At 72.9% G+C, this 24,315-nt stretch carries 21 protein-coding genes; 9 read left to right on the top strand and 12 right to left on the bottom strand.

The features are described from left to right. Positions 1 to 27 precede the first annotated feature (27 nt). A complete protein-coding gene (locus ACE1OA_RS16680; protein WP_432752975.1) occupies positions 28 to 522 on the top strand; it encodes a LysR family transcriptional regulator in 495 nt (164 codons plus the stop codon). Between the two features lie 48 nt (positions 523 to 570). Here ACE1OA_RS16680 and ACE1OA_RS16675 read toward each other — a convergent pair whose 3' ends face one another. Then, positions 571 to 2,835 (bottom strand): excinuclease ABC subunit UvrA, encoded by a 2,265-nt coding sequence (locus ACE1OA_RS16675; RefSeq protein ID WP_356779417.1) that lies wholly within the window; start codon positions 2,833 to 2,835, stop codon positions 571 to 573. Positions 2,836 to 2,945: 110 nt separating this feature from the next. On the opposite strand from ACE1OA_RS16675, the gene ACE1OA_RS16670 reads away from it, so the two are divergent. Next, positions 2,946 to 3,722 carry a TetR/AcrR family transcriptional regulator gene (locus ACE1OA_RS16670; protein ID WP_432752974.1) on the top strand — a complete coding sequence of 259 codons (777 nt, stop codon included), beginning with the start codon at positions 2,946 to 2,948 and terminating at the stop codon, positions 3,720 to 3,722. A 69-nt stretch (positions 3,723 to 3,791) separates the two neighbouring features. Here ACE1OA_RS16670 and ACE1OA_RS16665 read toward each other — a convergent pair whose 3' ends face one another. Beyond that, complete coding sequence (locus ACE1OA_RS16665; protein ID WP_356601212.1) at positions 3,792 to 4,493, bottom strand: TetR/AcrR family transcriptional regulator; 702 nt, start codon at positions 4,491 to 4,493, stop codon at positions 3,792 to 3,794. A gap of 163 nt (positions 4,494 to 4,656) precedes the next feature. Here ACE1OA_RS16665 and wrbA point away from each other — a divergent pair, with 163 nt between their 5' ends. Next, positions 4,657 to 5,265, top strand: a complete 609-nt coding sequence (wrbA, locus tag ACE1OA_RS16660) for an NAD(P)H:quinone oxidoreductase (RefSeq protein ID WP_432752973.1) — start codon at positions 4,657 to 4,659, stop codon at positions 5,263 to 5,265. A 93-nt stretch (positions 5,266 to 5,358) separates the two neighbouring features. Here the strand turns inward: wrbA and ACE1OA_RS16655 are convergent, their stop codons facing one another. The 7 genes from ACE1OA_RS16655 to ACE1OA_RS16625 all read right to left on the bottom strand — a co-directional run bounded on the left by ACE1OA_RS16655 (position 5,359) and on the right by ACE1OA_RS16625 (position 13,600). Beyond that, the gene (locus tag ACE1OA_RS16655) at positions 5,359 to 7,425 is read right to left on the bottom strand and encodes a TerD family protein (RefSeq protein WP_432752972.1); all 2,067 of its coding nucleotides are present in this window, start codon (positions 7,423 to 7,425) and stop codon (positions 5,359 to 5,361) included. Positions 7,426 to 7,522: 97 nt separating this feature from the next. Next, positions 7,523 to 8,752 (bottom strand): RNA polymerase sigma factor, encoded by a 1,230-nt coding sequence (locus ACE1OA_RS16650; RefSeq protein WP_432754071.1) that lies wholly within the window; start codon positions 8,750 to 8,752, stop codon positions 7,523 to 7,525. A 44-nt stretch (positions 8,753 to 8,796) separates the two neighbouring features. Then, positions 8,797 to 9,210 (bottom strand): YciI family protein, encoded by a 414-nt coding sequence (locus tag ACE1OA_RS16645; protein WP_356601210.1) that lies wholly within the window; start codon positions 9,208 to 9,210, stop codon positions 8,797 to 8,799. 143 nt (positions 9,211 to 9,353) lie between these two features. Then, a complete protein-coding gene (locus ACE1OA_RS16640; protein ID WP_386541724.1) occupies positions 9,354 to 10,544 on the bottom strand; it encodes a winged helix DNA-binding domain-containing protein in 1,191 nt (396 codons plus the stop codon). Positions 10,545 to 10,590: 46 nt separating this feature from the next. Next, on the bottom strand, positions 10,591 to 11,643 hold the full coding sequence (locus ACE1OA_RS16635; RefSeq protein ID WP_386541722.1) for an aldo/keto reductase: 1,053 nt from the start codon (positions 11,641 to 11,643) through the stop codon (positions 10,591 to 10,593). Between the two features lie 23 nt (positions 11,644 to 11,666). After that, complete coding sequence (locus ACE1OA_RS16630; RefSeq protein ID WP_432752971.1) at positions 11,667 to 12,605, bottom strand: alpha/beta fold hydrolase; 939 nt, start codon at positions 12,603 to 12,605, stop codon at positions 11,667 to 11,669. After that, positions 12,602 to 13,600 (bottom strand): ArsR/SmtB family transcription factor, encoded by a 999-nt coding sequence (locus ACE1OA_RS16625; protein WP_356601207.1) that lies wholly within the window; start codon positions 13,598 to 13,600, stop codon positions 12,602 to 12,604. Before ACE1OA_RS16625 ends, ACE1OA_RS16630 begins: the two co-directional genes overlap by 4 nt. Before the next feature lie 87 nt (positions 13,601 to 13,687). Between ACE1OA_RS16625 and ACE1OA_RS16620 the strand changes: the two genes are divergently transcribed. Next, the gene (locus ACE1OA_RS16620) at positions 13,688 to 14,875 is read left to right on the top strand and encodes an MFS transporter (protein ID WP_432752970.1); all 1,188 of its coding nucleotides are present in this window, start codon (positions 13,688 to 13,690) and stop codon (positions 14,873 to 14,875) included. 82 nt (positions 14,876 to 14,957) lie between these two features. Here the strand turns inward: ACE1OA_RS16620 and ACE1OA_RS16615 are convergent, their stop codons facing one another. Continuing rightward, positions 14,958 to 15,170, bottom strand: a complete 213-nt coding sequence (locus ACE1OA_RS16615; RefSeq protein ID WP_356601205.1) for a DUF4287 domain-containing protein — start codon at positions 15,168 to 15,170, stop codon at positions 14,958 to 14,960. 467 nt (positions 15,171 to 15,637) lie between these two features. On the opposite strand from ACE1OA_RS16615, the gene ACE1OA_RS16610 reads away from it, so the two are divergent. The 4 genes from ACE1OA_RS16610 to ACE1OA_RS16595 all read left to right on the top strand — a co-directional run bounded on the left by ACE1OA_RS16610 (position 15,638) and on the right by ACE1OA_RS16595 (position 21,487). Next, positions 15,638 to 16,807, top strand: a complete 1,170-nt coding sequence (locus tag ACE1OA_RS16610; protein WP_356601204.1) for a UDP-glucuronic acid decarboxylase family protein — start codon at positions 15,638 to 15,640, stop codon at positions 16,805 to 16,807. A gap of 166 nt (positions 16,808 to 16,973) precedes the next feature. After that, entirely contained in the window at positions 16,974 to 18,848 is a 1,875-nt protein-coding gene (locus tag ACE1OA_RS16605; protein WP_356601203.1) for a glycosyltransferase family 2 protein, read from the top strand. 57 nt (positions 18,849 to 18,905) lie between these two features. Further along, positions 18,906 to 19,934, top strand: coding sequence for a UDP-glucose 4-epimerase GalE (gene galE, locus ACE1OA_RS16600; RefSeq protein ID WP_432752969.1), 1,029 nt, complete (start codon positions 18,906 to 18,908; stop codon positions 19,932 to 19,934). A 131-nt stretch (positions 19,935 to 20,065) separates the two neighbouring features. Further along, positions 20,066 to 21,487: a UDP-glucose dehydrogenase family protein gene (locus tag ACE1OA_RS16595; protein WP_356601201.1), complete on the top strand. Its 1,422-nt coding sequence runs from the start codon at positions 20,066 to 20,068 to the stop codon at positions 21,485 to 21,487. On the opposite strand, the gene ACE1OA_RS16590 is transcribed toward ACE1OA_RS16595, so the two are convergent. After that, entirely contained in the window at positions 21,418 to 23,043 is a 1,626-nt protein-coding gene (locus ACE1OA_RS16590; protein WP_356601200.1) for a right-handed parallel beta-helix repeat-containing protein, read from the bottom strand. The genes ACE1OA_RS16595 and ACE1OA_RS16590 overlap by 70 nt on opposite strands. A gap of 274 nt (positions 23,044 to 23,317) precedes the next feature. After that, positions 23,318 to 23,599, bottom strand: coding sequence for an SHOCT domain-containing protein (locus ACE1OA_RS16585; RefSeq protein WP_356601199.1), 282 nt, complete (start codon positions 23,597 to 23,599; stop codon positions 23,318 to 23,320). A gap of 256 nt (positions 23,600 to 23,855) precedes the next feature. On the opposite strand from ACE1OA_RS16585, the gene ACE1OA_RS16580 reads away from it, so the two are divergent. Next, a complete protein-coding gene (locus ACE1OA_RS16580) occupies positions 23,856 to 24,278 on the top strand; it encodes a DUF7144 family membrane protein (protein WP_432752968.1) in 423 nt (140 codons plus the stop codon). Positions 24,279 to 24,315: the final 37 nt, after the last annotated feature.

Genomic DNA, 24,315 nt, shown 5'->3' with positions numbered 1-24,315 from the left:
CGACCGTGCGGGCGCCAGGTCCAGTCGATGTCTCTGCATGATCCGGTGAGCGGGACCTTCACGATCGATCTGCGCAGGCCGGGCGGGCTGCGGGAACTCGAACGCCGCGGCAGCGTCGCCCGCACGGCCGCCGCCCTCCGTCTGACCCCGTCCGCCGTCTCGCAGCAGCTCGCCGCGCTCGCCCGCGAGTTGGGCGTTCCGCTCGTCGAGCGGCAGGGGCGGGGCGTACGGCTCACCGGGCAGGCGCGGCTGGTCCTGCGGCACGCCGACCTGATCGCGGCGCAGCTGGCAGGCGCTCGCGGCCCTGGGCGGCGCGCGGGGCTCGGAGTGGCGCTGGCGCCCAGGCCGGTGCAGCCCCCGGGACGGCCGGAGGTCTTCGTCCGGCCGGTGGCGGGGCAGCCGCCGACCCGGACGGTCTTCGCGGCGGTCCGTACGGGCGCGGAGGCCGGTCCGGCGCTGTCCGCGGTGGTCGCCGTGCTCGGCGGGCACGCGGCGCGGGTGGCGGAGCGCCCGGCGCCGTGAGGCCGCGCCCGCCCCGGGTTCCGGTGGGGCCGGCGCGGCCGCGGGGGCTCAGCTCACGTACTCCCGCAGGTGGCGCGCCGTCAGGGTGTCGCCCCGCTCGACCAGCTCCGTCGGCGTGCCCTCGAAGACGATCCGCCCGCCGTCGTGGCCGGCGCCCGGGCCCAGGTCGATCAGCCAGTCGGCGTGGGCCATGACCGCCTGGTGGTGCTCGATCACGACGACCGTGTTGCCGTCGTCCACGAGGCGGTCGAGCAGGGCGAGCAGCTGGTCGACGTCGGCGAGGTGCAGGCCCGTCGTGGGTTCGTCGAGGACGTAGGTCGCGCCCTTCTCCGCCATGTGGATGGCGAGCTTCAGACGCTGGCGCTCGCCGCCCGAGAGGGTGTTGAGCGGCTGCCCGAGCCGCAGGTAGCCGAGGCCGACGTCCTTGAGGCGGCCCAGGATCGTGCGGGCCTGTCCCTTCGCCGTGAAGAAGTCGTACGCCTCCTCGACCGACATCGACAGGACCTCGTGGATGTTCCTGCCGTCCAGGGTGTAGGCGAGGACCTCGGCGGTGAAGCGCCTGCCCTCGCACTTCTCGCACACCGACGCGACACCGGCCATCATCGCCAGGTCGGTGTAGACGAGCCCCAGGCCGTTGCAGTGCGGGCAGGCCCCCTCGGAGTTGGCGCTGAAGAGCGCGGCCTTGACCCCGTTGGCCTTGGCGAAGGCGGTGCGGATCGGGTTCAGCAGCCCCGTGTACGTCGCCGGGTTGGAGCGCCGCGAGCCGCGGATCGGCGACTGGTCGGCGACGACGACGCCCTCACGGCCCGGCAGACTCCCGTGGATCAGCGAGGACTTGCCGGAGCCGGCCACGCCGGTGACGACGGTCAGGACGCCGGTCGGGATCTCGACGCTGACGTTGTGGAGGTTGTGCGTGTCCGCGTCCTTGACGGAGAGCGAGCCGGTGGGGGTGCGGACCTCGGGGCGGAGCTTCGCCCGGTGTGCCAGGTGGTCGCCGGTGAGGGTCCCGGAGGTCCGCAGGCCCGGCACGTCGCCGCTGTAGCAGATCTCGCCGCCGGCGGAGCCGGCTCGCGGGCCGAGGTCCACCACGTGGTCGGCGATCTCCACGACCTCCGGCTTGTGCTCGACGACGAGGACGGTGTTGCCCTTGTCGCGGAGTCTCAGCAGCAGGTCGTTCATCCGCTGGATGTCGTGCGGGTGCAGACCGGTGGTCGGCTCGTCGAAGACGTACGTGACGTCGGTGAGCGAGGATCCGAGGTGGCGGACCATCTTGACCCGCTGGGCCTCCCCGCCCGACAGCGTCCCGGAGGGGCGGTCCAGGCTCAGGTAGCCCAGCCCGATCTCGACGAGCGAGTCGAGCAGTTCGCGCAGGCCGGCGAGGAGCGGGGCCACGGACGGGTCCTCGACCCGGCGCAGGAACGCCGCCAGGTCGCTGATCTGCATCGCCGAGCACTCCGCGATGTTCACCCCGTCGATCCGGCAGGAGAGCGCGGCCCGGGTGAGGCGGGTGCCCTCACACTCGGGGCAGCTGCGGAAGACGACGGCCCGGTCGACGAAGGCGCGGATGTGCGCCTGCATGGCGTCCCGGTCCTTGGCGAGGATCGTCCGCTGGACCTTCACCACCAGGCCCTCGTAGGTGAGGTTGGTGGTGCCGACCTTCACCTTGCAGGACGGCCGGTGGAGGAAGTCCTCCCATTCCTGCTCGGTGAAGTCCGCCAGCTTCTTGGCCGGGTCGTAGAAGCCGGACTGGGCCATGACCTGCCACATCCAGGAGTCGACGGCGTACCCCGGCACGGTGATCGCGCCCTCGTCGAGGGACTTCGTCCGGTCGACGAGCTCGTCGACGTCGATCTCGGAGACCTCGCCGACGCCCTCGCAACGCGGGCACATGCCCTCGGGGAGGTTGAAGCTGAAGGCGCCGGAGGTGCCGATGTGCGGGGTGCCGAGGCGGCTGAAGACGATCCGCAGCATCGTGTACGCGTCGGTCGCGGTGCCCACCGTGGAGCGGGAGTTGGCGCCCATCCGTTCCTGGTCGACGACGATCGCGGCGCTGAGGTTGTGGAGCCCGTCCACGTCCGGCCGGCCCTGCGCCGGCATGAAGGACTGCAGGAAGGCGCTGTACGTCTCGTTGATCAGGCGCTGCGACTCGGCGGCGATGGTGCCGAAGACGAGCGAGGACTTCCCGGATCCCGAGACGCCGGTGAAGACGGTGAGACGGCGCTTGGGGAGGTCGACGGAGACGTTCTTGAGGTTGTTCTCCCGGGCTCCGCGGACCTGGATGACGTGGTGGCTGTCCGCTGCGGGGGTGTTCATTCGTGCGCCCTCCGATGGTGGTCCCGATTCTCCGTACACGGTACTCTATACAGCGTAGAAAGTGCATGGACGTTTTCAGTGCAGGGCCCTGAACTGCGAGGATGGGTGCCATGGGCCGGGAGAAGAACAGCAGCGGCGCCGGTGATCCGGCGCGTACCCTCGAACTGCTCTGGCGCGAGGGCGGCACGCCCCCGACGAGCCGGCGCGGCCCGCGCCAGGGGCTCACCGTGGACGCCGTCGTCGACGCGGCGATCGCGCTCGCCGACGAGGGCGGTCTCGACGCGCTCACCATGCGCGCGGTGGCCCAGCGCCTCGGCGTCACCCCGATGACCCTCTACACCTACGTCCCCGGCAAGGCCGAGATGCTCGACCTGATGCTGGACACCGTCTTCCTGCGGATGCCGCGCGCCGGCTTCGCGGACGGCGGGCCGTGGCGGGCGCGGGTGACGGCGGTCGCCGACGAGAACCGGGCGCTGTACCTGCGCCACCCCTGGGTGGTGGAACTGCGCGTCCACCGGCCGCCGCTCGGGCCGGGGGTGATGAGCAAGTACGAGCACGAGCTGGCCGCACTGGAGGGCCTCGGGCTCGACGACGTGACGATCGACTCCGCGCTCACGCACGTGCTCGGCTTCGTCCTGGTCGCCGCCCGGACGGAGCTGGACGCGCGGGCCGTGGACCGGGAGAGCGCCCTGTCCGACGGGGAGTGGTGGGCGGCCCACGAGCCGCTGCTGAACCGGGTGTTCGATGAGAGCCGCTTCCCGCTCGCGGCACGGGTGGGCGAGGCGTCGGCGGTGGCCTACGGCGGGCTCTACAGCCCCGACCACGCCTACGCCTTCGGCCTCGCGCGGGTCCTGGACGGGCTGGCCGCGCTCCTGCCGCGGGGCTGAACGCGGCGGACGGGGCCGGGCGTCTCGGGGGCGGGCACCTCTGGGGCGGGGGCCGCGGCGGTCCGGCGGTCAGTCGCGCAGGCCGAGCAGCTCCCGCATGCCCGCCTTGAGCGCGTCGGCGGACAGGTTCCGCTGCGTCGACAGGTGGTGCATGAGGCTCGGTGAGAACGGGGCGAGCAGCAGGTGCGCGAGGAGCGCGCTGTCGGCCTCCGGGCGGAGCCGGGCGATCAGCATTGCGACGTGGGTGTGCATCGCGAGGTACGCGCCGCTGGTGTAGCGGGCGCTGGGGGCGGCGGTCTGCGCCGCGAGCAGCAGTTCCCGCTGCTCGATGACCCGGTCGACGAGCGCGTCGACGAAGGCGGGCAGCCGTTCGGCCGCGGGGGCGCCCGGGCCGAGCGGCGGCGGGCCGCTCATGTACGCCTCCTGGAACTGGCGCTCCCGGTCGTCGAGGAGCGCCCACAGGAGCTGGGCCACGTCCCCGAATCGGCGGTAGACCGTGCCCACGCCCATGCCGGCGGCGTGGGCGACCTGGTTCATCGTGACCGCGTCGGGGCCGACCTCGGTGACGATCCTGGCGGCGGCGTCGAGGATCCTGCGCCGGTTGCGGGCGGCGTCGGCGCGCTCGGGGGGCGGACTGCCCACGGTGGGGAGCAGTTCGACGGCCGGGACGCCGGGACGTGAGGCCGCCGCCGGCGCCGGGGCTCCGGCCGGGGATCCGTCCGGCCGCGGCTCGTGCGCCGCGCCGGTCTCCCCGGGTTTCCTCGCGTTCATCCGCGTCCGCCTGCCCTTCTCTCCCTGGCCCCCCTCGGTCCGTCCCGTGACACGAGCATAACGGAGCGCTATCCGGTTCTCCGAGAGAACCCTTGCGAAGTGGATGGCTATCCGCTTAATCTCGACGTTGAAACGGAAACGAATCCGGTTTGAGGAGTCCGCCATGTCCGTCAAGGTCGCCGTCATCTACTACTCGGCCACGGGGAACGTCCACGAACTGGCCCAGGCGGTCGCCGAAGGCGCCGAGAAGGCCGGGGCCGAGGTCCGGCTGCGCCGGGTGCCCGAACTCGCCCCCGACACGGCCATCGACGCGAACCCGGCCTGGCGCGCCCACGTGGACGCCACCGGTGAGATCGGGATCGCCACGCTGGAGGACCTGGAGTGGGCCAACGCGTACGCGCTCGGCTCACCGACCCGGTTCGGCAACGTCGCCGCGCAGCTGAAGCAGTTCATCGACACCACGGGCGGCCTGTGGCAGCAGGGCGTCATGGCGGACAAGCCGGCCACCGCCTTCACCAGCGCCCACAACCTGCACGGCGGCAACGAGTCGACGCTGCTCGCCCTCTACAACTCGTTCCACCACTGGGGCTCGGTCATCGTCTCGCCCGGCTTCACCGACGCGTCCGTCTACGCGGCGGGCGGCAACCCCTACGGCACCGCGCACCCCGGCACGAACGGCGCCCCGCAGGAGAACGTCCTCCAGGCCGCCCGCTACCAGGGCGCGCGCCTGACGAGGATCGCCAAGCGGCTGAAGGGCCTGGCGACGGACTGAGGCATCGAGCGCTGTCGAGCCGGGGCGGCGCAGGGGCCGCCCCGGGCGTCGCCCTTGATGGGCCCCGGCCGGCCGGGGCCCATCAAGGGCGGGTCAGTCGGCCTGGACCGCTTCCGCGGTCGAACGGCTGCGTGCGGGCCGCCGGTCGAACTGTCCCAGATGCGTGACCACGGTCGCGTAGAACCGGTCGACGGCGTCGTCGACGCTGCGGATGAATCCGGATTCGGTACTTCCGCGACTGCCGCCCATGCCCTTGAAGAGCGAGAGGCGGAAGCCCGTGAGGGGCGCGCCGTCCTTGGGCAGCAGATCCCCGGGCTCCGGCCGGAGCCGCTCCAGCGTGCCGCGCGGGCCGTTCCGGCCCTCGACGAGGGTCTCCACATGCAGGTCGGCGGGGGCCTCCGCGAGGACCCGGACGAGGCGCTTGGCGATCGTGAGGGGATAGCCGCTCTCGGGCGCCGGTACCTCGATCGACGTGCGCAGCTTGCCCGTTCGCAGGTCGGCGGTGACCGCGAGGATGCCGTTCGCCCCGTCGATGCGGATCTCGGCGGACAGCCGCCCTTCCTCGCAGAGGCGGTCGGCGAGCTCCGCGCGCCGGGACTGGGGATCCGTGCCACGCTTCACCCGTTGCACGGGCAGCGCCTTCTGGCCGAGCTCGCCGCCGAGGCGCAGGCAGACCTGGCGGATCAGCCGCTCCCAGCTCTCGACGACCTCGACCGCACGGGGGTCGCCCTGGCAGAGCGTTTCGGTGTCGATGCCGTTGCGGACGGGGACCCAGGAAGCCCCCATGTTCTGGAAGCCGTGACAGCCGGAGTTCTCGTGCTGGAGGTAGTGCAGGAGCTCCTGCAGCAGCCAGGCGTGCGCCCCGTTGCCCACCCCCTCGTGCCGGATCAGCATCTGGGCCTGGTGCGCGACCTCGGCCCAGGACAGGTGCCACAGCGCGACCTTGTGCTTGCGACGGCCGTCGATCTTGACGTCGACGAGCGGACTGCCTTCCAGAGCGACGTCGTTGGAGAGCGTGATGACGGCTTCGTAGCCGCGCCGCGCCGCGATGTCCATGTAGTCCTGCACCTGCTCGGACTTCAGGGGATTGCCGTTGGTCTTGGTCTCGAGGAGGGCCGTCCAGAGCTTGCCCGCCCGCTCCACCCGGATCACACCGTCGGGGCGCTTGGGGGTTTCGCCGTGCGGCAGGGACACCTCGGTGAAGGTCTGCATACGGCCCGCGGGGGCACCGAACGCCGCGGTGAGCCTGCGGCCGAACTCCGGCACCTCTGCCATGACCGAGAGCAGGACCGAGGTCGCCCGCACCTCCCGTTCGCGGTCGCTCTTGTACGACGGCACCGGGAACAGCCGGGCGGGCTTCCACGCGTCGTTCTCCGCGAGGGACTTCTTCGCCGCCTTGGGGAGCGTGACCTTCTTCTTGGCCGTACGTGGGCCACGTCGTCGTTCGGGGGCGGAGGAGTCGGGCGAAGCGCCCGCCGGGCCGGGCGTGCCGACGGCTTCCGCCGCGGGGGCGGGGGGCTGAGCGGGGATCGCCGCGAGCGCGGGCCCCGGCTCGCCATCGGCCGGCGACTCGATGCCTGACGCGGTGGCCGTCTCGGGTCCCTCGGCGTCGTCGTCCTCGACGACGGCGATGCCGAAGTCGGTGGCGAGTCCGGCCAGCCCCGTCTCGTACCCCTGACCGACCGCGCGGAACTTCCACTCCTCATGGCGCCGGTAGAACTCGCCGAAGATGAACGCGGTCTCGACCGTGGCGTCCTCGATGGCGAAGACGAGCAGTGCCTCTCCGGAGCCATCGGACAAGGTGAGTCGCAGGTCGTCCAGATCGCCGAAGCACGCCGTCCCGTACTGGCTCGCGGCGACGACGATGCTGGTCACCTCCGGAGGGACCGCGGTGAGGTCGAGACTGATCCGGTCCTCACTGCCGTTCTCCGTCGGTGTCTTGCCGAGGAGTTGCACGCTGCCGTCTTCGGCCGTGAGGTGGTTGTAGAAGTAGAAGTCCGCATCGCCGCGCACCTTGCCGTCGCTGTTCAGCAGGAGGACGGACACGTCCGCGTCGCCGTCGCCCGCCGCGCTGCTCCAGCTCAGGCTCACGAAGACGGAGCCGATGTCCTCGCTCAGCGAAGCGAGTCCGACGTTCGATCCCTTGGGCATCTCGTGCATGCGTGTCCCCCCGGACGGTCCCGATGTGTAAGCCCCCTGGGAACCGTAGCGTCCGCTCACGGGGAGTGAGGAGGATACGTGAAAGTCGGACTAATGTTCAGGGCGCCAGTCGCGCCGCCCGGGTCAGGAGGTAGTGGCGTTCCGGGAGGCTCAGGGTGTGGCGGGCCGCCGACTCGTAGGAACGGCGGGCCGCTTCCGTGGCGCCCGTGCGTTCCAGGAGGTGGGCGCGGACCGCTTCGAGGCGGTGGTGGTTCTTCAGGCGGGGTTCCAGCGCGGTGAGTTCGGTCAGACCGGCCTCCGGGCCGTCGACCATGGCCAGCGCGACCACGCGGCCGAGTTCCGCCATCGGGTCCGCGGCCGGCCCCGCGACCAGGAGGTCGTAGAGGGCCAGGATCTGCGGCCAGTCGGTGTCCCCGGCGACCGCGGCCTCGTCGTGGAGCGCCGCGATCGCCGCCTGGAGCTGGTACGGGCCCACCGGGGCCTGCCCGAGCGCCTCCTCGACCAGGGCCGTGCCCTCGGCGATCGCGGCGGAGTCCCAGAGCGCGCGGTCCTGTGCGTCGAGCGGGACCAGTTCGCCGAGCGGTCCGGTGCGGGCGGCGCTGCGTGCCTCGGTCAGCAGCATCAGCGCCAGCAGGCCCGTGACGGCGCCCTCTTGGGGGAGCAGACGGCGCACGGAGCGGGTCAGCCGGATCGCCTCGCGGGACAGGTCGGCGCGGTGGAGGGCCGGGCCGGACGTGGCGGTGTACCCCTCGTTGAAGATCAGGTAGAGGACCTGGAGCACGGCCGCCAGCCGGGCGTCCCGGTCGCCCGGGCCGGGCGGCCGGAAGGAGTGGTCCTTCAGCTTCTGCTTGGCCCGGCTGATCCGCTGGGCGATCGTTGCCTCCGGCACGAGATGGGCCCGGGCGATCTCCGCGGTGGTCAGACCGCCGACCGCGCGCAGCGTCAGCGCGATCCGCGCGGCCGGCGCGAGCGCCGGGTCGCAGCAGAGGAACAGCAGGGTGAGCGTGTCGTCGTCGGACGGGGCCGCCCGGGTCTCCCGCGGTTCGAGCCGGACCGCCGTCCGCTCGCGCCGCTCCCGTGCCTCGTCCGCGCGCAGCCGGTCGGTCAGCCGCCGTGAGGCCACCCGGATCAGCCAGCCGCGCGGGTTCGCGGGTGTCCCCGACTCGGGCCACTGCCGGGCGGCGGCGAGCAGCGCCTCCTGCACGGCGTCCTCGGCGGCGTCGAAGTGACCGTAGCGGCGCACGACCGCGCCGAGGACCTGCGGCGCGTGGTGGCGCAGCAGGTCCTCGGTCCCGGGCTCCGGCGGCCCGGCCCCGGTCTCGTCGATGTCCGATCCCTCGATGTCCGGCTCCCCGGGTCCGCTTCCCGCGGTCACACCTCGCGACCGCCGCCGTCGATCGGCCGGATCACCACCGGGTAGTCCTTGGCGCCGGCCGGCTGCGGGCACTGCGCCACGCGCGCCGCGATCTCGGTGACCCTCTCCAGGCTCTCGCAGTCGAGGACCCAGTACCCGGCGAGCACTTCCTTCGTCTCCCCGTACGGCCCGTCCGTGACCACCGGACGGCCGTCCTTGTCGGCGGTCACGAACCGGGTGCGAGCCGGTTCGAGGAGCCCCTGCGCGTCGACCAGCTCGCCGGACTCGGCGAGGTCGTCGTTGACGGACTGCATGAAGGCGAACATCGCCCGCAGCTCCTGCTCGCTCCACGCCGGGCTCTGCTCGGAACCCTTGCCGCTCATGGCCTCGTAGTCGGCCTGGGCGCCCTGCACCATCACGAGGTACTTCATGACCCGCTCCTTCGGTCGTCCTTCCGGGGCTTTCCCTTCACAGGGGACGTCGGAGCCCGGCCGGGATTCTCGACACCTCGCGGAACGCCTCCGGATTCGCCCGGGAATCCACCCGCAGGAACCACGCGTGCCGGCCCCGCGGCTCACTCCCCGGCCGCCAGCTCCCTCTCAAGCGGTGTGCGGAAGCGGGGTGTCACCCGGACCGCGCCGACCCAGGAGGACAGCCGCGTCGCCTCCGCCGCGACGGCGGCGCCGGCCTCGGCGCCCACGTCGGCGAGCAGTCGCCAGGCGATCTCGCCGTCGGCGCGCTGGGCCCAGCCGCCGACGATGCGGCCGTTCCACCAGACGGTCGGGCCGATGTTCCCGCTGCGGTCGAAGAGGGCGGCCCTGTGGGCGGGATCGAGGTACCAGTCGCGCCGGACCCAGCCCATGGCCGTCGGGTCGAGGCAGGGCAGCAGCGCGGCCCACGGCTCCGGCGCGGCCACGGGGCCGGTGTCGCCCGGCAGGACGTGCCCGGTGCCCTCGTCGAGGTCGACCTGCTCCGCGCCGACGGCCGCCAGCGCCTTGCGGACGTCGGTGACCTTCCAGCCGGTCCACCACTTCAGGTCGGCCTCGGTCGCCGGTCCGCAGGCGGCCAGCCAGCGGCGTACGAGTTCGGCGTGGGCGTCCGCGTCGGCCGGGTCGGGCAGGCCGGGCGCGAGGGTCCAGCGGAACCGGCTGGAGTTCCAGGAACCCTGGGGACGGCCGCGCGCGATCCGCCCCTCCATGCCGAGGATGCGGAGCAGCCGGCTGGAGAGGGACTGGTAGCCCTCCTGGCGGGTCCCGATGCCGTAGAGGTACTGGGCGCGCAGCCGCGGCACGGCCTCGCCGAGTTCGGCGCCGGTCGCCTCGCCGCGGGCCGCCAGTTCGGCGAGCAGCAGCTCCTCGGTCTCCTTCAGCCAGGCGGCGTCGTAGGCGCTGCCGGCGGTGAGGTGCCGTACGAGCGAGGCGCGTTCGCGGGCGGCGACGTCGCGGGTGGTCGAGGCGTGGACGGCGGGGGTGAGCCCGGTGGGGAAGACGAAGATCGTGTGCCGCATGCCGTGCATCCGGGTCAGCGTCCGGTCCTCGTACAGGGCCCGCTCCAGGCCGGTCACGGGGTCCGCGGCCCCCTCGACCTCGCGCAGCCGCGCCCCCACGCTCAGGAAGACGCTCGCCGGGTCGGTGGCGTGCAGCGCGACCAGCGCGTCGGTCACCTCCTCGGCGTCCGCCGCCCGGGCCGACGCGGCCAGGCGGTGCCGTACGCCCAGCCGGGCCCTGCGCTCGTCCCCCGTGATCACACGTCGCGTGTCAGCCATACGGCCAAGCATCGCGCCTCGTACCGACAGCGGGGCGCCCCACGGGTCAGCCCGCGGCCCGCTCGCCCACCGGCCGCCGCCGCAGGGACGCGTCCGTCACGGCCGCCGGGCGCCACACGCCGTCCGGCCGGTACAGGTCGGTGCCCGGCGGGACGATCTCGTCGATCCGGTCGAGGACGTCGTCGTCGAGGACCAGGGGCGCGCCCTTCAGCAGGCCCTCCAGCTGTTCCATGGTCCGCGGTCCGATGATCACCGAGGTCACGGCCGGGTGCGCCGCCGCGAAGGCGACCGCCAGCTCGGGCAGTGAGCAGCCGATCTCCTCGGCCAGGGCGACGAGTCGCTCGACGGCGTCGAGCTTGGCCGCGTTGACCGGCAGCGAGGGGTCGAAGCGGTGCGGGGTCAGCGCGGCCCGCCCGCTGGTCAGGTCGATCGGCTGCCCCTTGCGGTACCTGCCGGTGAGGAATCCGGACGCCAGCGGACTCCAGGTCAGCACGCCCATGCCGTAGCGCTGCGCCACCGGGAGGACCGACGCCTCGATCCCGCGCGCGAGGAGCGAGTACGGGGGCTGCTCCGACCGGAAGCGGCGCAGTCCGCGCCGGTCCGCGACGGCGTGCGCCTCGACGATCTCCTCGGCGGGGAAGGTGGAGCAGCCGAACGCGCGGATCTTGCCCTGGGTCATGAGGTCGCCGAGGACGGAGAGCGTCTCCTCGACGTCCGTGCGGTGGTCGGGGCGGTGGACCTGGTAGAGGTCGATCCACTCCGTGCCGAGCCGGCGCAGGCTCTCCTCCACGGCGCGGGTGATCCAGCGGCGGGAGTTGCCGCTGCGGCCGCGTCCCTCGCCCATCTGGAAGTGGACCTTGGTGGCGAGGACGACGTCGTCCCGCCGGGCGCCGCGGAGCGCCTTGCCGACGATCTCCTCCGACTCGCCGGCGGAGTACATGTCGGCCGTGTCCACGAAGTTGACGCCCTGGTCCAGTGCGGCGTGGATGACGCGGACGGAGTCGTCGTGGTCCGGATTGCCGACGGAGCCGAACATCATGGTGCCGAGGCAGTAGGCACTCACTTCGATGCCGGTCCCGCCGAGTACGCGATAGCGCATGGTGACCTCCCTGGGCGCGCACTCTAGGAGTTGGAGCGGACTCCAAGGCAAGCGAGGAAGTCCGTCAGGAGGCGGTGGAGGACCCGGGGCTGCTCCAGGTGCACGTCGTGGCCGGCGCCGGGGACGCTCGCGGCCCGGACCTCGGGGCGACGGCGGAGCATCCCGTCGATCTCGGCGGCCCCGACGATCCCGTGCTGGGCCACGACCGCGAGGGTCGGGCAGTCGACCGCCTCCCACTCGGCCCACCAGGAGCGGTCCGTGCTCCCGGCCAGCGACCGCAGCATCACGCCGGGGTCGAACCGCGGCCACAGGCCGCCGTCCCGCTCCTCCAGTCCGGCCGCCCAGCCCTCGCCGACGGCTCCGCCGCCGAGGAACGCCACCGCCGCCTCCCGGGAGGCGAACGGCACCGGCCACGTGTCGAACCAGCCGCCGATCTCGCGTACGACGTCCGGGTTCGAGCCGGCGGGACCGGCCTCGACCACGACGAGGCCGCCCAGCAGGCCGGGGTGCGCGGCCGCGGTGAGCAGGGCGGTGTGACCGCCGAGCGACTGACCGGCAAGGACGGGGCGTTCGAGGCCGAGCCGGTCGAGCACGGCGACGACGTCGGCGACGTGGGCGGCCCGGGAGGTGTCCTCGGGGAGGCGTTCGGAGTGCCCGTGGCCGCGCTGGTCGACGGCGACGACGCGGTGGCCGGCGGCGTGCAGGAGGCGCGCGGTCGTGTCCCACTCGCCGGCGTGCCCCGCGAGGCCGTGCAGCAGGACGACGGGGCGCCCGGGGCCGCCCCAGTCCCGGCAGGAGAGCCGGACGCCGTCGCGCGTGACCGTGCGCGCGGTCCACGGGGCGGTGGCCTCCGGGGAGGCGGGGGAGCCGGCGGCCGGTGAAGTGCGGTCCGCCGGAACGGGGTTCGGTGCGGGGGCCGCGGCGGGCGTCGGGGTCCCGTCGGTCCTGGGAGGCGGGGTCACGTGGCTTCTCCGGTGGGGGTGAGCAGGGCGTCGGCGACGGACGTGCGGGCGTAGAGGACGGACCGGCCGCTGCGGTGGGCCGTGACGAGGCCGGCGTTGCGCAGGGCGATGAGGTGCTGGGAGACGCCGGGGGCGGACAGACCGCACCGCTCGGCGAGCCGGGTCGTCGAGGCGGGGGTGTCGAGTTCGGCGAGGAGCAGGGCGCGGGAGCGGCCGAGGACGGCGGCGACCGCGTCGGTGGCGGTGGTGGGCCGCGGCTCCCAGAGGCTGCCGATACCGCGCGCTGGGTAGGCGAGTTGGGGTGGCTCGGGCGGCACGGAGCGGGTCATCACCCGGGGCCACGCGAAGACCGAGGGGACGAGCAGCAGCCCCGAGCCGGCCTCGTCGCGGGTCAGGGCGCAGTGCCGGCGGACGAGGTGGAGGGTGCCGTCGTCCCACCGCACGGTCTCGTGGAGTTCGCTCAGGACGCGTGCCGAGCCGTGCTCGGCGACCTGCCGGGCCCGGTGGAAGACGTCGGCTTCGAGGAGTCCTCTGATGCGTGCCCAGTAGGGGGCGAGGGCGAGTTCCCAGTAGTACTCGATCTCGGCGGCGACCTTCTCCAGGGCCGCTTCGGGCGCCTCGGCGAGCAGTCGGAGCCGGGCCGGGCGCGGGGTGGTGCGTTCGGCGCCGAGCATCGCCAGGTCGGTCCGGACGCGGTCGGCGGGGGTGGCGCGGATCGCGTCGAGTTCGGCGGCGAGGGTGGGGAAGGGAGTGGCGGGGGTGGGGTTGAGGAAGTCCGCGAGGTAGCCGCGGTCCGGGACCAGGTCGGCGAGCCAGCCGCGGTCGAGTCCGGCGCCGGCGATCCGCGGCCGGACCTGGGCGGTCCAACGCCGGTGGAGGACACCGGCGTCGTCGCCGCGCAACAGGCGGAAGCTGGTCACGACCTCCCACATGGGGGAGACCGCGAAGCGGGTCTGCGCCAGGTCGGCGGCGGAGAAGCTGAGTCCGGACTCCATACGTCGCCGCCCCCGTCGTGTCGTCGATGGATTCGGTCTGAGCTTAATCAATGGAGCCCCGTGGCGGACGGGGAGCACGCTCCTCGCATGCTCTCCACCTTCCGCGGACTCCCGCGCACCGTCTGGACCGTGTTCGCCGGAACCGTCGTCAACCGGCTGGGCTTCATGGTCACGCCCTTCCTGGTGTTCTTCCTGGCCGCGCGAGGGGTCACGGGCGCCGAGACCACGTACGTCCTCGGCGCGCTGGGCGCCGGAAACCTGATCGGACCGGCGCTCGGCGGGGTGCTCGCCGACCGTGTCGGCCGCCGTCCCACGATGCTGATCGGCCTGCTCGGCTCGGCCGGGGCCCAGGGCGCGCTGTTCGCCGCGCCGGGGGTGTGGACGATGGCCGCAGCGGCGCTGCTCATCAGCGCGACCGGAATGATGGTCTCGCCCGCCGCGTACGCGCTGATGGCCGACACCGTGGGGGCGGAGCACCGGCAGCGTGCGTACGCCCTGCTCGGCTGGGGCATCAACATCGGCACCGCGGTGGCGGGCGTCCTCGGCGGCTTCCTCGCCGCGCGAGGGTACTGGCTGCTCTTCGCGGTCGACGCGGGCACGATGGTCGCGTACGCCGCCGTGGTCGCGACCCGGCTCGGCGAGCCGCCCCGCGCGAAGGAGACGGATGCGGGCGGCGGCCTCGGCTACGGCGTCGTGCTCCGGGACCGGCTGGCGCTCGTGCTGCTGCCGCTCTTCGGCGTCCAGCTCTTCGTCTACTCGCTGACGGAGGTCGCCCTGCCGCTCGCCATCCACGACAGCGGGCTGTCCCCCGCGGTGTACGGCGCGATGGCGGCGGTCAACGCCCTCCTGGTGGTCCTCCTGCAGCCGTTCGCGACGGCCCGGCTGGCCGGACTGCCGCGCCTGCCGGTGCAGTCCGCGGGCAGTGTCCTGATCGCGGTGGGCGTGGCGCTGACCGGGGTCGCGGACGGTGTCGTCGGCTACACGGTCTCCGTGGTCGTCTGGTCGCTGGGCGAGGTCTGCGTGGCGGGCATCGCCGCCGCGGTCGTCGCCGATCTGGCGCCCGCCCACGCCCGTGGCCGCTACCAGGGCGCCTTCAGCTGGACCTGGGGAGTGGCCCGCTTCTGCGCGCTCACCCTCGGCGTGGCGCTCTACACGACGGTCGGGCCGGCGCCGCTGTGGTGGACGGCGCTGGCCGGCGGGGTGCTGGCCGCGGGCGGGACGCTCGCCCTCGGGGCACGGGTCGCCCGCCGCGCGGAGCACGCGCTGGCGGCCTGAGGATCCGCGGCCCGCCGGCCGCGGTACGGGGGAGGAGGGGGAGCGGGCCGCGTGCCCGCTCCTCCTCCGCGTCGTGGAGCGTTCAGTCCCCGCTCTTCTCGGCGAGGGTGTGGGCGACGAGCGCGTTGGCGTGCCCGTGGCCCAGGCCGTGCTCGGTCTTCAGCCAGGCGACGAGCTCCATGTGCCTGGTCAGCGGGGAGTGGCGGATGAGGTCCTGCCACTCCGAGACCGGACGGCCGTACTTCTTCTCGATGGAGGGGAAGTAGCTGGCGGGACCCTTGACGACCTCGGACATGTGCGGCACCTCTCGTTCGGCTGGGCTGGGCTGGGCTGGGCTGGGCTGGGCCGGGCCGGGCTCGTGGGCCTGGTCCGGTGGGCGGGCCGTACCGTGCCGGCCCGCTGTGAAGGAGACCGGACCCGGCCGCCCGACTCATCGGTCCCGTCGCACGTTTTTCCGGTTCGGTGGTCTCGAACACCCCGTCCGACCCTGGCACGCGCGGCCGAGAGTCACACGGGCGAGTGAGTCGGACTTCCCCGCCGATCGGCGCGTGGAGGCGGCGCCGCCGGGGCGGGGGCCGGGCGGGCACCCGGTAATGGCGTCCGATCGGCGTAGCCCCGAATTGCGATCCACGGAAAATCCCACCTATTTCCATATGCTTGCCATGCGTTTTCCCGTGAGCCTTCCCGCTTCCGTCCGCCGCGTTCACCGGCCGCACCGGAATAGGCGCGAGGCTTTTCCGTTCCCGATTCCTGGAGAATCGCATGCGTGTTGCGGTCACCGGTGGCAGTGGCTTTCTCGGGTCCCACCTGTGCGAAGCCCTGCTGAGACGTGGGGATTCCGTGGTCTGTCTGGACAACTTCTCGACGGGCGACCCCAGAAACATCGAACACCTGCTCACCCACCCGGCATTCGAATTCATTCGCGCCGACGTCACTGTCGCCGTGGAGGTTCCCGGCGCCGTCGACGCCGTCGCCCACCTGGCCAGTCCCGCGTCGCCGCCCGACTACCTGCGACAGCCGCTGGAGACGCTCGCCGTCGGCAGCAGAGGTACGGAGAACGCCCTCCGTCTCGCGCTGCGGAACGGCGCCCGGTTCATTCTCGCGTCGACCAGCGAGATCTACGGCGACCCCCTGGTCCACCCGCAGGACGAGGACTACTGGGGCAACGTCAATTCGGTCGGTCCGCGCAGTGTCTATGACGAGGCGAAACGGTTCGCCGAGGCGATCTCCGTCGCCTACCGCCGCACCCACGGCGTCGACGTCGGCATCGCCCGCATCTTCAACACCTACGGCCCGCGCATGCGGCCGCACGACGGACGGGTGGTGTCCAGCTTCATCACCCAGGCCCTCACCGGAGAGCCCCTGACCATTTACGGCGACGGAAAGCAGACCCGCAGTTTCTGCTACGTCGACGACCTGATCCGGGGCCTCGTCGCGCTCATCGACTCGGCCGAGCCCGGTCCGTTCAACCTGGGCAACCCGGTGGAACGGACGGTCACCGAGCTGGCCGAGCGGGTCCTGGAGCTCACCGGCTCGCCGTCGCAGATCCAGTACCACCCGCTGCCGGTCGACGACCCGTGCCGCCGGCGCCCGGTGATCACCCGCGCACGGGACACGCTCGGCTGGGCGCCCGAGGTCGACATCGACGAGGGCCTGCGCAGGACGGCCGACTGGTTCGCCTCCCGGCCCGCCGAACTCTCCACCGCGGCCGCGGCGATCCGCGGCGGCCAGGAGGAGGGGACCCCGCTGCCGAGCGGGTACCTCGCCGCCGTGCCCGACACTCGGGCCGACGCCCCGGCCACCGGTGACGGGCGTGCCTCCGCCGACGAGGCACGCACCGGCATCCCCGCCGCCGCGCTCCCCGGGACCTGGGCGGCGACCCGGCCGGAGACCCGTGCCGACGCTCCGGAACCCGCCGCCGCACCGGCCTGAGACCGCCCCGGGCGCCGTCCCGCTCCGGCCCCTTCCCCACCCTTCCCTTCTCCCCCGGCGGGGGACCGGGCGTCCCCGGCGCCCCTTCCCCGCCGGCCCGTCCCCGCCGGGGCGGTCGTGAGGCCCTCGCGACCGCCACACCGAGAACACCCCGGAGCACGCTCACATGACCCCGATCGAGCCAGGGCTCGTAGGCGAGGCCGTCGCGCCCGACCGGCTCATCCCGAGCCCGGCGGGAGCCCAGGTCCCGCTCAAGGACCAGATCCGTGAACTCTCCCGCGGCAGCGTCGCCGAGATTCCCTCCGACGGGCCCGTGTTCGCCCACCCGCGCCGCCTGCTGAAGACCCGCCCCGAGAGCTTCGTCCGCCAGTTCGGCAAGGCCGACCGGATGAAGGTCGCGTTCCTCACGCTCGCGTGGGTGGCAAGCCTGATCTGGTTCTGGATCTGGTGGCTCCAGCCCGACCACCGGATCGGCTGGGTGGGCCTGGCCGTGAACAGCGCACTGCTCCTCTACCTCGCGCTGCTCCCCCTCTACTTCTTCCTCGCGGTCGTCCGCCTGCGCCGCTTCAACCCGCGCATCCCGGTACCCGCCCTGCGGACGGCCTTCGTGGTCACCCGCGCCCCCTCGGAACCCTGGGACGTCGCCCGCACCACCCTGGAGGCGATGCTCCGGCAGGACTTCCCGCACGCCTACGACGTCTGGCTGTGCGACGAGGATCCGACCGACGTGATCCTCGACTGGTGCGCCGCCCACGGCGTCAGCGTCTCCTGCCGGCGGGACCGGCCCGACTACCACCGCAGGACGTGGCCGCGCCGCACCCGCTGCAAGGAGGGCAACCTCGCCTTCTTCTACGACCACTGGGGCTACGAGCGCTACGACGTCGTCGCACAGCTGGACTGCGACCACGTGCCCGCCCCGACGTATCTGACCGAGATGGTGCGACCGTTCGCCGATCCGGCCATCGGCTACGTCGCCGCCCCCAGCGTGTGCGACGCCAACGCCGACGTCTCCTGGTCCGTGCGCGGCCGGCTGCACCGCGAGGCCGTCTTCCACGGGGCGGTGCAGCTGGGCCACACCGCCGGGCTCGCCCCCATGTGCATCGGCTCCCACTACGCGGTGCGCACCGAGGCGGTCCGGGACATCGGCGGCATCGGCCCCGAGCTCGCCGAGGACTTCTCGACCACCTTCCTCATGAACTCGGCCGGCTGGCACGGATCGTTCGCGATCGACGCCGAGGCGCACGGCGACGGCCCGATCACCTTCGCCGCCATGGCCACCCAGGAGTTCCAGTGGTCCCGCAGCCTCGCCGTGATGCTGCTCGGCCTGCTCCCACGCCACCTCGGCCGGATGAACGGGGCGCTGCGGCTGCGGTTCGCGTTCGCCCTGTCCTACTACCCCCTGCTCGCCGTGACCACGACCGCCGGACTCGCGCTGCCGCCGATCGCGGCCGTCACCGGCCTGCCCTGGATCAACGTCAACTACGCCTCGTTCCTCGGCCACTACTGGGCACTGTCCGTGTGGATGATCCTGCTCATCGCGCTGGTGCGCCGGCACGGTCTGCTCCGCCCGGCGAAGGCGCCCATCCTGAGCTGGGAGAGCTGGCTGTTCGCCCTGGCGCGCTGGCCCTTCGTCGCCTGGGGGGTGGGCGCGGCGCTGTGGCAGAAGCTGCGGCCCCGTCCGGTGGTCTTCAAGGTGACGCCCAAGTCGACGGACGGGCTGGAGCCGCTTCCGCTGCGACTGGTCGCGCCCTACCTGCTCATCACCACCACGCTGTCCTCCTGCGCGGTGATCGGCGAGCTCACCGGCCCCGCGGCCGGCTACGTCTTCCTCTGCATCCTCGGCGCGTGCTCGTACGCGCTGGTCACCCTGGCCGTCGCCGGACTGCACGTCGGCGGGATGGCGCGGGCCGCGGGGGTGTCGCGGTTCAGGGCCCTGGTGACCGCGCGCCTGCCGCTCCTCCTCGGCACGCTCGCCCTGCTGCCGCTCTCCCTGGCGGTCGGCCTCTTCCCCGTCTACGCCAGGGGCCTCTTCGGCTGGTGACCCGGCCGGCCCGTCAGACCCCCACCCCCACAGCCACCCACGGAAGGGACTCCCCTCATGCCCCCCACGACGGTCCTGGTCACCGGTGGTGCCGGCTTCATCGGCAGCCACACCTGCGTCGAACTCCTGGAGAACGGCTACGAGGTCGTCGTCGTCGACGACCACTCGAACAGCTCACCGGAGGCCCTGGAGCGGGTCGCCAAGATCGCCGGGCGGCCGCTCACGGCCGTGCACCGCGCGGACCTGCGGGACCGCCGCGCGCTGGACGCCGTCTTCGAGGCGCATCCGGTGGACGCGGTGATCCACTTCGCCGCGAAGAAGGCGGTGGGCGAGTCCGTCGAGATCCCGATCGCCTACTACGACATCAACGTCGGCGGGACGACCGCCCTGCTGTCGGCCATGCACGCGCACGGCGTGCACCGGCTGGTGTTCTCCTCGTCGTGCTCGATCTACGGCGACGCGACCAAGGTGCCGCTGACGGAAGGGGATCCGGCCGCCCCGACCAACCCGTACGCCACGACGAAGTGGATCTGCGAGCAGGTGCTGGCCGACACGTGCCGCCGGCTGCCGGAGCTGAGCGTGCTGGCGCTCCGCTACTTCAACCCGGTCGGCGCGCACCCCTCCGGGCTGCTGGGCGAGGACCCGCGGGGCGTCCCGAACAACATCATGCCGTACCTGGCGCAGGTCGCCGTGGGCCGTCGCGAGGGTCTGACGGTCTTCGGCGACGACTACCCGACGCCCGACGGCACCGGCGTCCGCGACTACATCCACGTGGTGGACGTGGCCGAGGGGCACCGGCGAGCGCTGGAGCACCTCGGGGACGCGAGCGGGATGCGCGTCTTCAACCTGGGCACGGGCGTGGGCTCCTCGGTCCTCGACCTCGTCCGCGCCTTCGAGCGCGCTTCCGGCCGGCCGATCCCCTACGAGGTGACCGGACGCCGGCCCGGCGACGTCGCCGAGCTGGTCGCCGATGCCGGGGCGGTGGCCGCGGCCTGGGGCTGGACGGCGACGCGCGACCTGGCGGCGATGTGCGAGGACGCCTGGCGCTTCCAGGAGCTCAATCCCGCGGGCTACGAGGCCGGCTGACCCCACCCTCGCCGTACCGACCCCGGCGGCGGCCCGCCGGGTCCGGTCCGGCTTCCCGTCCCCCCGGGCCCGTCGGCCCCCCGGACGTTCCCTTCGACCCCTTCGCAGCTTCGCAGGACAGGAGACCCCCCATGCGCATGACCGTCATCGGGACGGGATACCTCGGAGCCGTGCACGCCGCGTGCATGGCCGACATCGGTCACGAGGTACTGGGCGTCGACGTCGACGCCGAGAAGATCAGGGCTCTCGCCGAAGGGCGACCACCGTTCTTCGAGCCCGGACTCGACGAGGTGCTGACCCGGGCCATGGCCTCGGGGCGGCTCCGCTTCACCACCTCGCTCAGCGAGGCGGCGGCCTTCGGCGAGGTGCACTTCGTGTGCGTGGGCACCCCGCAGCAGGTCGGTTCGGACGCCGCCGACCTGCGGTACGTCGACGCCGTCGTCGACGGTCTCGCCGCCCATCTGACGAGCCCCTGCCTGATCGTGGGCAAGTCCACCGTCCCGGTGGGCACGACCCCGCGCCTGGCCGCCCGCCTGCGCGCGCTCGCCCGTCCCGGCGCCGAGGCCGAGATCGCCTGGAACCCGGAGTTCCTGCGCGAGGGCTTCGCCGTCGAGGACACCCTGCGGCCGGACCGGATCGTCGTGGGAGTGACCTCGCCGCGCGCCGACCGCACGCTGCGCGACGTGTACGCGCCGATGCTGGCGGCCGGGGTCCCGTACCTCAGCACCGACCCGGCCACCGCCGAGCTGGTCAAGGTCTCGGCCAACTCCTTCCTCGCCACCAAGATCTCTTTCATCAACGCGATGGCGGAGGTCTGCGACGCGGCCGGTGCCGACGTCGTCACCCTCGCCGACGCGCTGGGCCACGACACCCGCATCGGGCGCCGCTTCCTGCACGCGGGCCTCGGCTTCGGCGGCGGGTGCCTGCCCAAGGACATCCGGGCGTTCACCGCGCGGGCCCGCGAACTGGGCGTCGAGGAGGCGGTCGGCTTCCTGGGCCGGGTGGACGAGATCAACCTGCGTCAGCGGCGCCGTACCGTCGACATCGCCCGCGATCTCGTCGGCGGCGACTTCACGGGGCGGCGGATCGCGGTGCTCGGCGCCACCTTCAAGCCGAACAGCGACGACGTCCGCGACTCGCCGGCCCTCGCCGTGGCCGCCGCGATCCACCGCGAGGGGGCCGAGGTACGGGTCCACGACCCCGAGGGCCTGCACAACGCCCGCCGGGCCCACCCCGAACTGCGCTACGAGGCCGAGCCGGCGACCGCCTGCACCGGCGCGGACGTGGTGCTGCACCTGACCGAGTGGAGCGACTACCGCGAGCTCGACCCGGTGAAGCTGGCCCGGGTGGTCCGCTGCCCGCGGCTCGTCGACGCCCGCAACCATCTCGACGCGGGCCTGTGGCGCGCGTCGGGCTGGACGGTCCGGGCGCTGGGCCGGCCGTCGCCCGCCCTGGTGCCCGGACCCCAGCGGGGCGGTCTGGGTCAGGGTGCCGACCGCGGCGGGGCGGCGGCGCCCACCGAGGGCGCGGTGCTCAGCCGCTCACCGAAGTAGTCGACCGGACCCGGGTCGACGCCGACGGAGCGCAGCGGGAGGGCGCCCGCCATGTCGGCGCAGGTCGAGACGAGATTGGCGGCTCCGGCCCGGTCGGTGACCGGGGCCGCCAGGTCGACGAGGCAGGGGTCGGCGCTGGTGCCGGTGGGAGCGGAGGCGTGCTGCTCCTGCCCGGCCCTGCGCCGCCAGTCGGCCAGGCTGGTGTACGACGCGTCGCCCCAGACGAGCTTCCAGTCGCCGGTGGTGAAGTAGTCGTTCCCCTGGAGCCGGACCTTGGTCTGGGTGAACGGGGTGTCGGAGTCCACCACCGCGGCGCCGTCGGTGACGAAGATGTTGTTGCGGACGCCGATGTTGCTGATGCCGGCCCGCAGGCGCAGCGCCGGAGGCCGCTCGCCGCCCTCGGGGGACCGCTGCACCACGGTGTTGTTGTGGATGTCCAGGTTCCGCAGGCGGGTGCCGTAGGCCACGATGCCGCCGTAGAAGGGCAGCTTGCGGGCGTCGTCCCAGCTGTAGTTGAACCGGACGACGTTGTCCTTGTGCGCGTTGGTCGGCTCGCCCGAGTACACCAGGAAGCCCGGGCCGTCGTTGCCGTAGGCCAGGTTGTACTGGAGCACGGAGTCGGACACGTTGTTGTCCAGGCCGAAGCCTCCGCCGTCGACACGGGAGCCGGTGCGGTTGCGGTACGACTTGTTGTTCTGGATGACCACGCGGGTCGAGTCGTACGTCCAGATCCCCTCGGGGCCCTCCTCCGCGCGGGCGGATGAGTTCGCGCCGTTGTCGTAGGCGGCGGAGCGCTGGATCGTCGCGTTCCTGAGGCTGCCGAGGACGATCCCGCTGCCGGTGTTGCGGTCGTGCGCCTTGGGGTCGCCGGAGTTCGCGTACGCCCGGACGCTCGTGACCGTGAGCTTCTCGTGCGCGTAGGAGGGTTCGTCGGCCTGGAAGCGCGGTCCGACGGTGACCAGTCCGGCGTTCTGGTTGTGGTGGGTCGCGGAGTCGGCGATCGTGATGTCGCGGAATCCGAGGGACTTCGAAGCGGCTCCGATGCTGATCCCGTTGCGGAAGCGCGACACGTCGACGCCGGAGATCCGGACGTGCGCCAGGCGCTTCTCGTCCGGCAGGTCGTTGAAGAACTTGATGCCGTCCTCGGCCCGGCGCGACGCGGAGTCGCCCCTGATCGCCAGGTTCCGGATCTCCACGCCGCCGGTGTTGTGCACCGTGATGCCCGCCGTGCCGCGGGCCGCGATGGTGGCCTTCCCGGTGCCGTACGACTCGATCACGACGGGTTTCCGGACGCTGCCGGCCTCCTCGGGGCCGAGGGTCAGCTCGCCGGTGAACCGGGCGCCGCCCTTGAGGCGCAGCCGGTCGCCGGGCTTGAACGGCACCTCGTCGGCCCGGTCGAGGGTGCGCAAGGCGGTCTTCTCGGTCAGTCCGTCGTTCTCGTCGTCGCCGTCCGGGCTCACGTAGAAGGTGAGGGAGTCCTTCGTGGCCGGCCGGGGAGGGGTGTAGGGCTTGAGCACGTCGCAGCCCGTCAGGAGGGTGATCGCGCCGGCGGTCAACCCGGCGACGAGGGTGACGCCTCTACGGCGACGAGGGAGACGATCCCATCCGGCGATTCGACGTTCCTGCATCATCCCGGCGTCCCCATTCCGTTCGGATCCCGCACTTCGCGTATCAAGGTGCCAGAAACCGGACGGACGTTACGTCCGTGACATGACGGCGAATACCGTGTTTTTCACATCCTCTTGTGCGACATCATCATGGTCGGACGATGTGTCCGGCCACTGACCGGATGCTGCGCGGGCCGGTGGCCGGCCTGTCGCACGGGGCTGTTCAGCCGGCCAACAGCCTGCGCTTCTGCTCCTCGAACTCGGCCTCGGTGAGGACGCCCTGGGCCTTGAGTTCACCGAGCTGCTTGAGCTGGTCGAGCTTGTCGCCCATGTCGTCGGCGGCCGGGGCGGCCGGCGGCGGCGCGGCCGGCTGCTGCGGGGCCTCCTGGTAGCCCGACTGGGCGGCCCAGCGTCCCTGCTGGCGGCGCGACACGCGATTGGACACGGCGGTGGCCGTTCCCGCGACGACGGCGGTGCGGGCCACTCCGCGAAGAAGACCTGGCATGGTGACGTCCTTTCTCGCGCGGCGCGGCTGCGGGAGGCAGCCGAGGCGTTCCGCGAACCGGCGCCGGACGGCCCGGCACTCCGGGACGGCCTCATTCTTCCACCGCTCCTTCGGCGCCGCAGCGCGGCGATCGGCCGCCCGCGCACCGCCGCGGATGCGCCGAACTGCCGCCCCGGGCCACCCGTGGCACGCTGGATCCGTGGGGGCAGCCGTCGGCCGATTCGCCGGCGGTCGGTCTCGTCCAGAGGAGTACGCCATGGCGACGCATACAGGAACGCAGCGTGCCGGCTCCGGCGGCGGAACGGCGGTGTCGGGCTGGACGGTGTTCGCCGCGGTCATGATGATCTTCGGCGGCATCATGTCGATCTTCCAGGGGATCGCGGCCATCGCCGAGGACGACGTCTTCGTCACCACCCGGAACTACACCTTCAGCTGGGACCTCACGGGCTGGGGCTGGGTGCATCTGATCATCGGCATCGTCGTGGCCCTCGCGGGCCTGGCCCTGTTCAGCGGCAAGCTGTGGGCCCGCATCATCGGCATCGCCGTGGCGGCGATCGCGATGCTCGCCAACTTCACCTGGCTGCCGTACTACCCCTTCTGGGCCATCGTCCTGATCGTGATCGACGGGTTCGTCATCTGGGCCCTGTGCGTCGGCACGTCCAGGGACGCCGCAGTCTGATCCGGGGTCACCGGGAGTCCGGTGCGGGGGATCGCCA

The organism is Streptomyces sp. JL2001 (assembly GCF_050917515.1).
In the GTDB taxonomy this organism is placed as follows: domain Bacteria; phylum Actinomycetota; class Actinomycetes; order Streptomycetales; family Streptomycetaceae; genus Streptomyces.
Note: the sequence above shows the minus strand (reverse complement) of the source record. Positions and strands in the feature narration are given on the sequence as shown.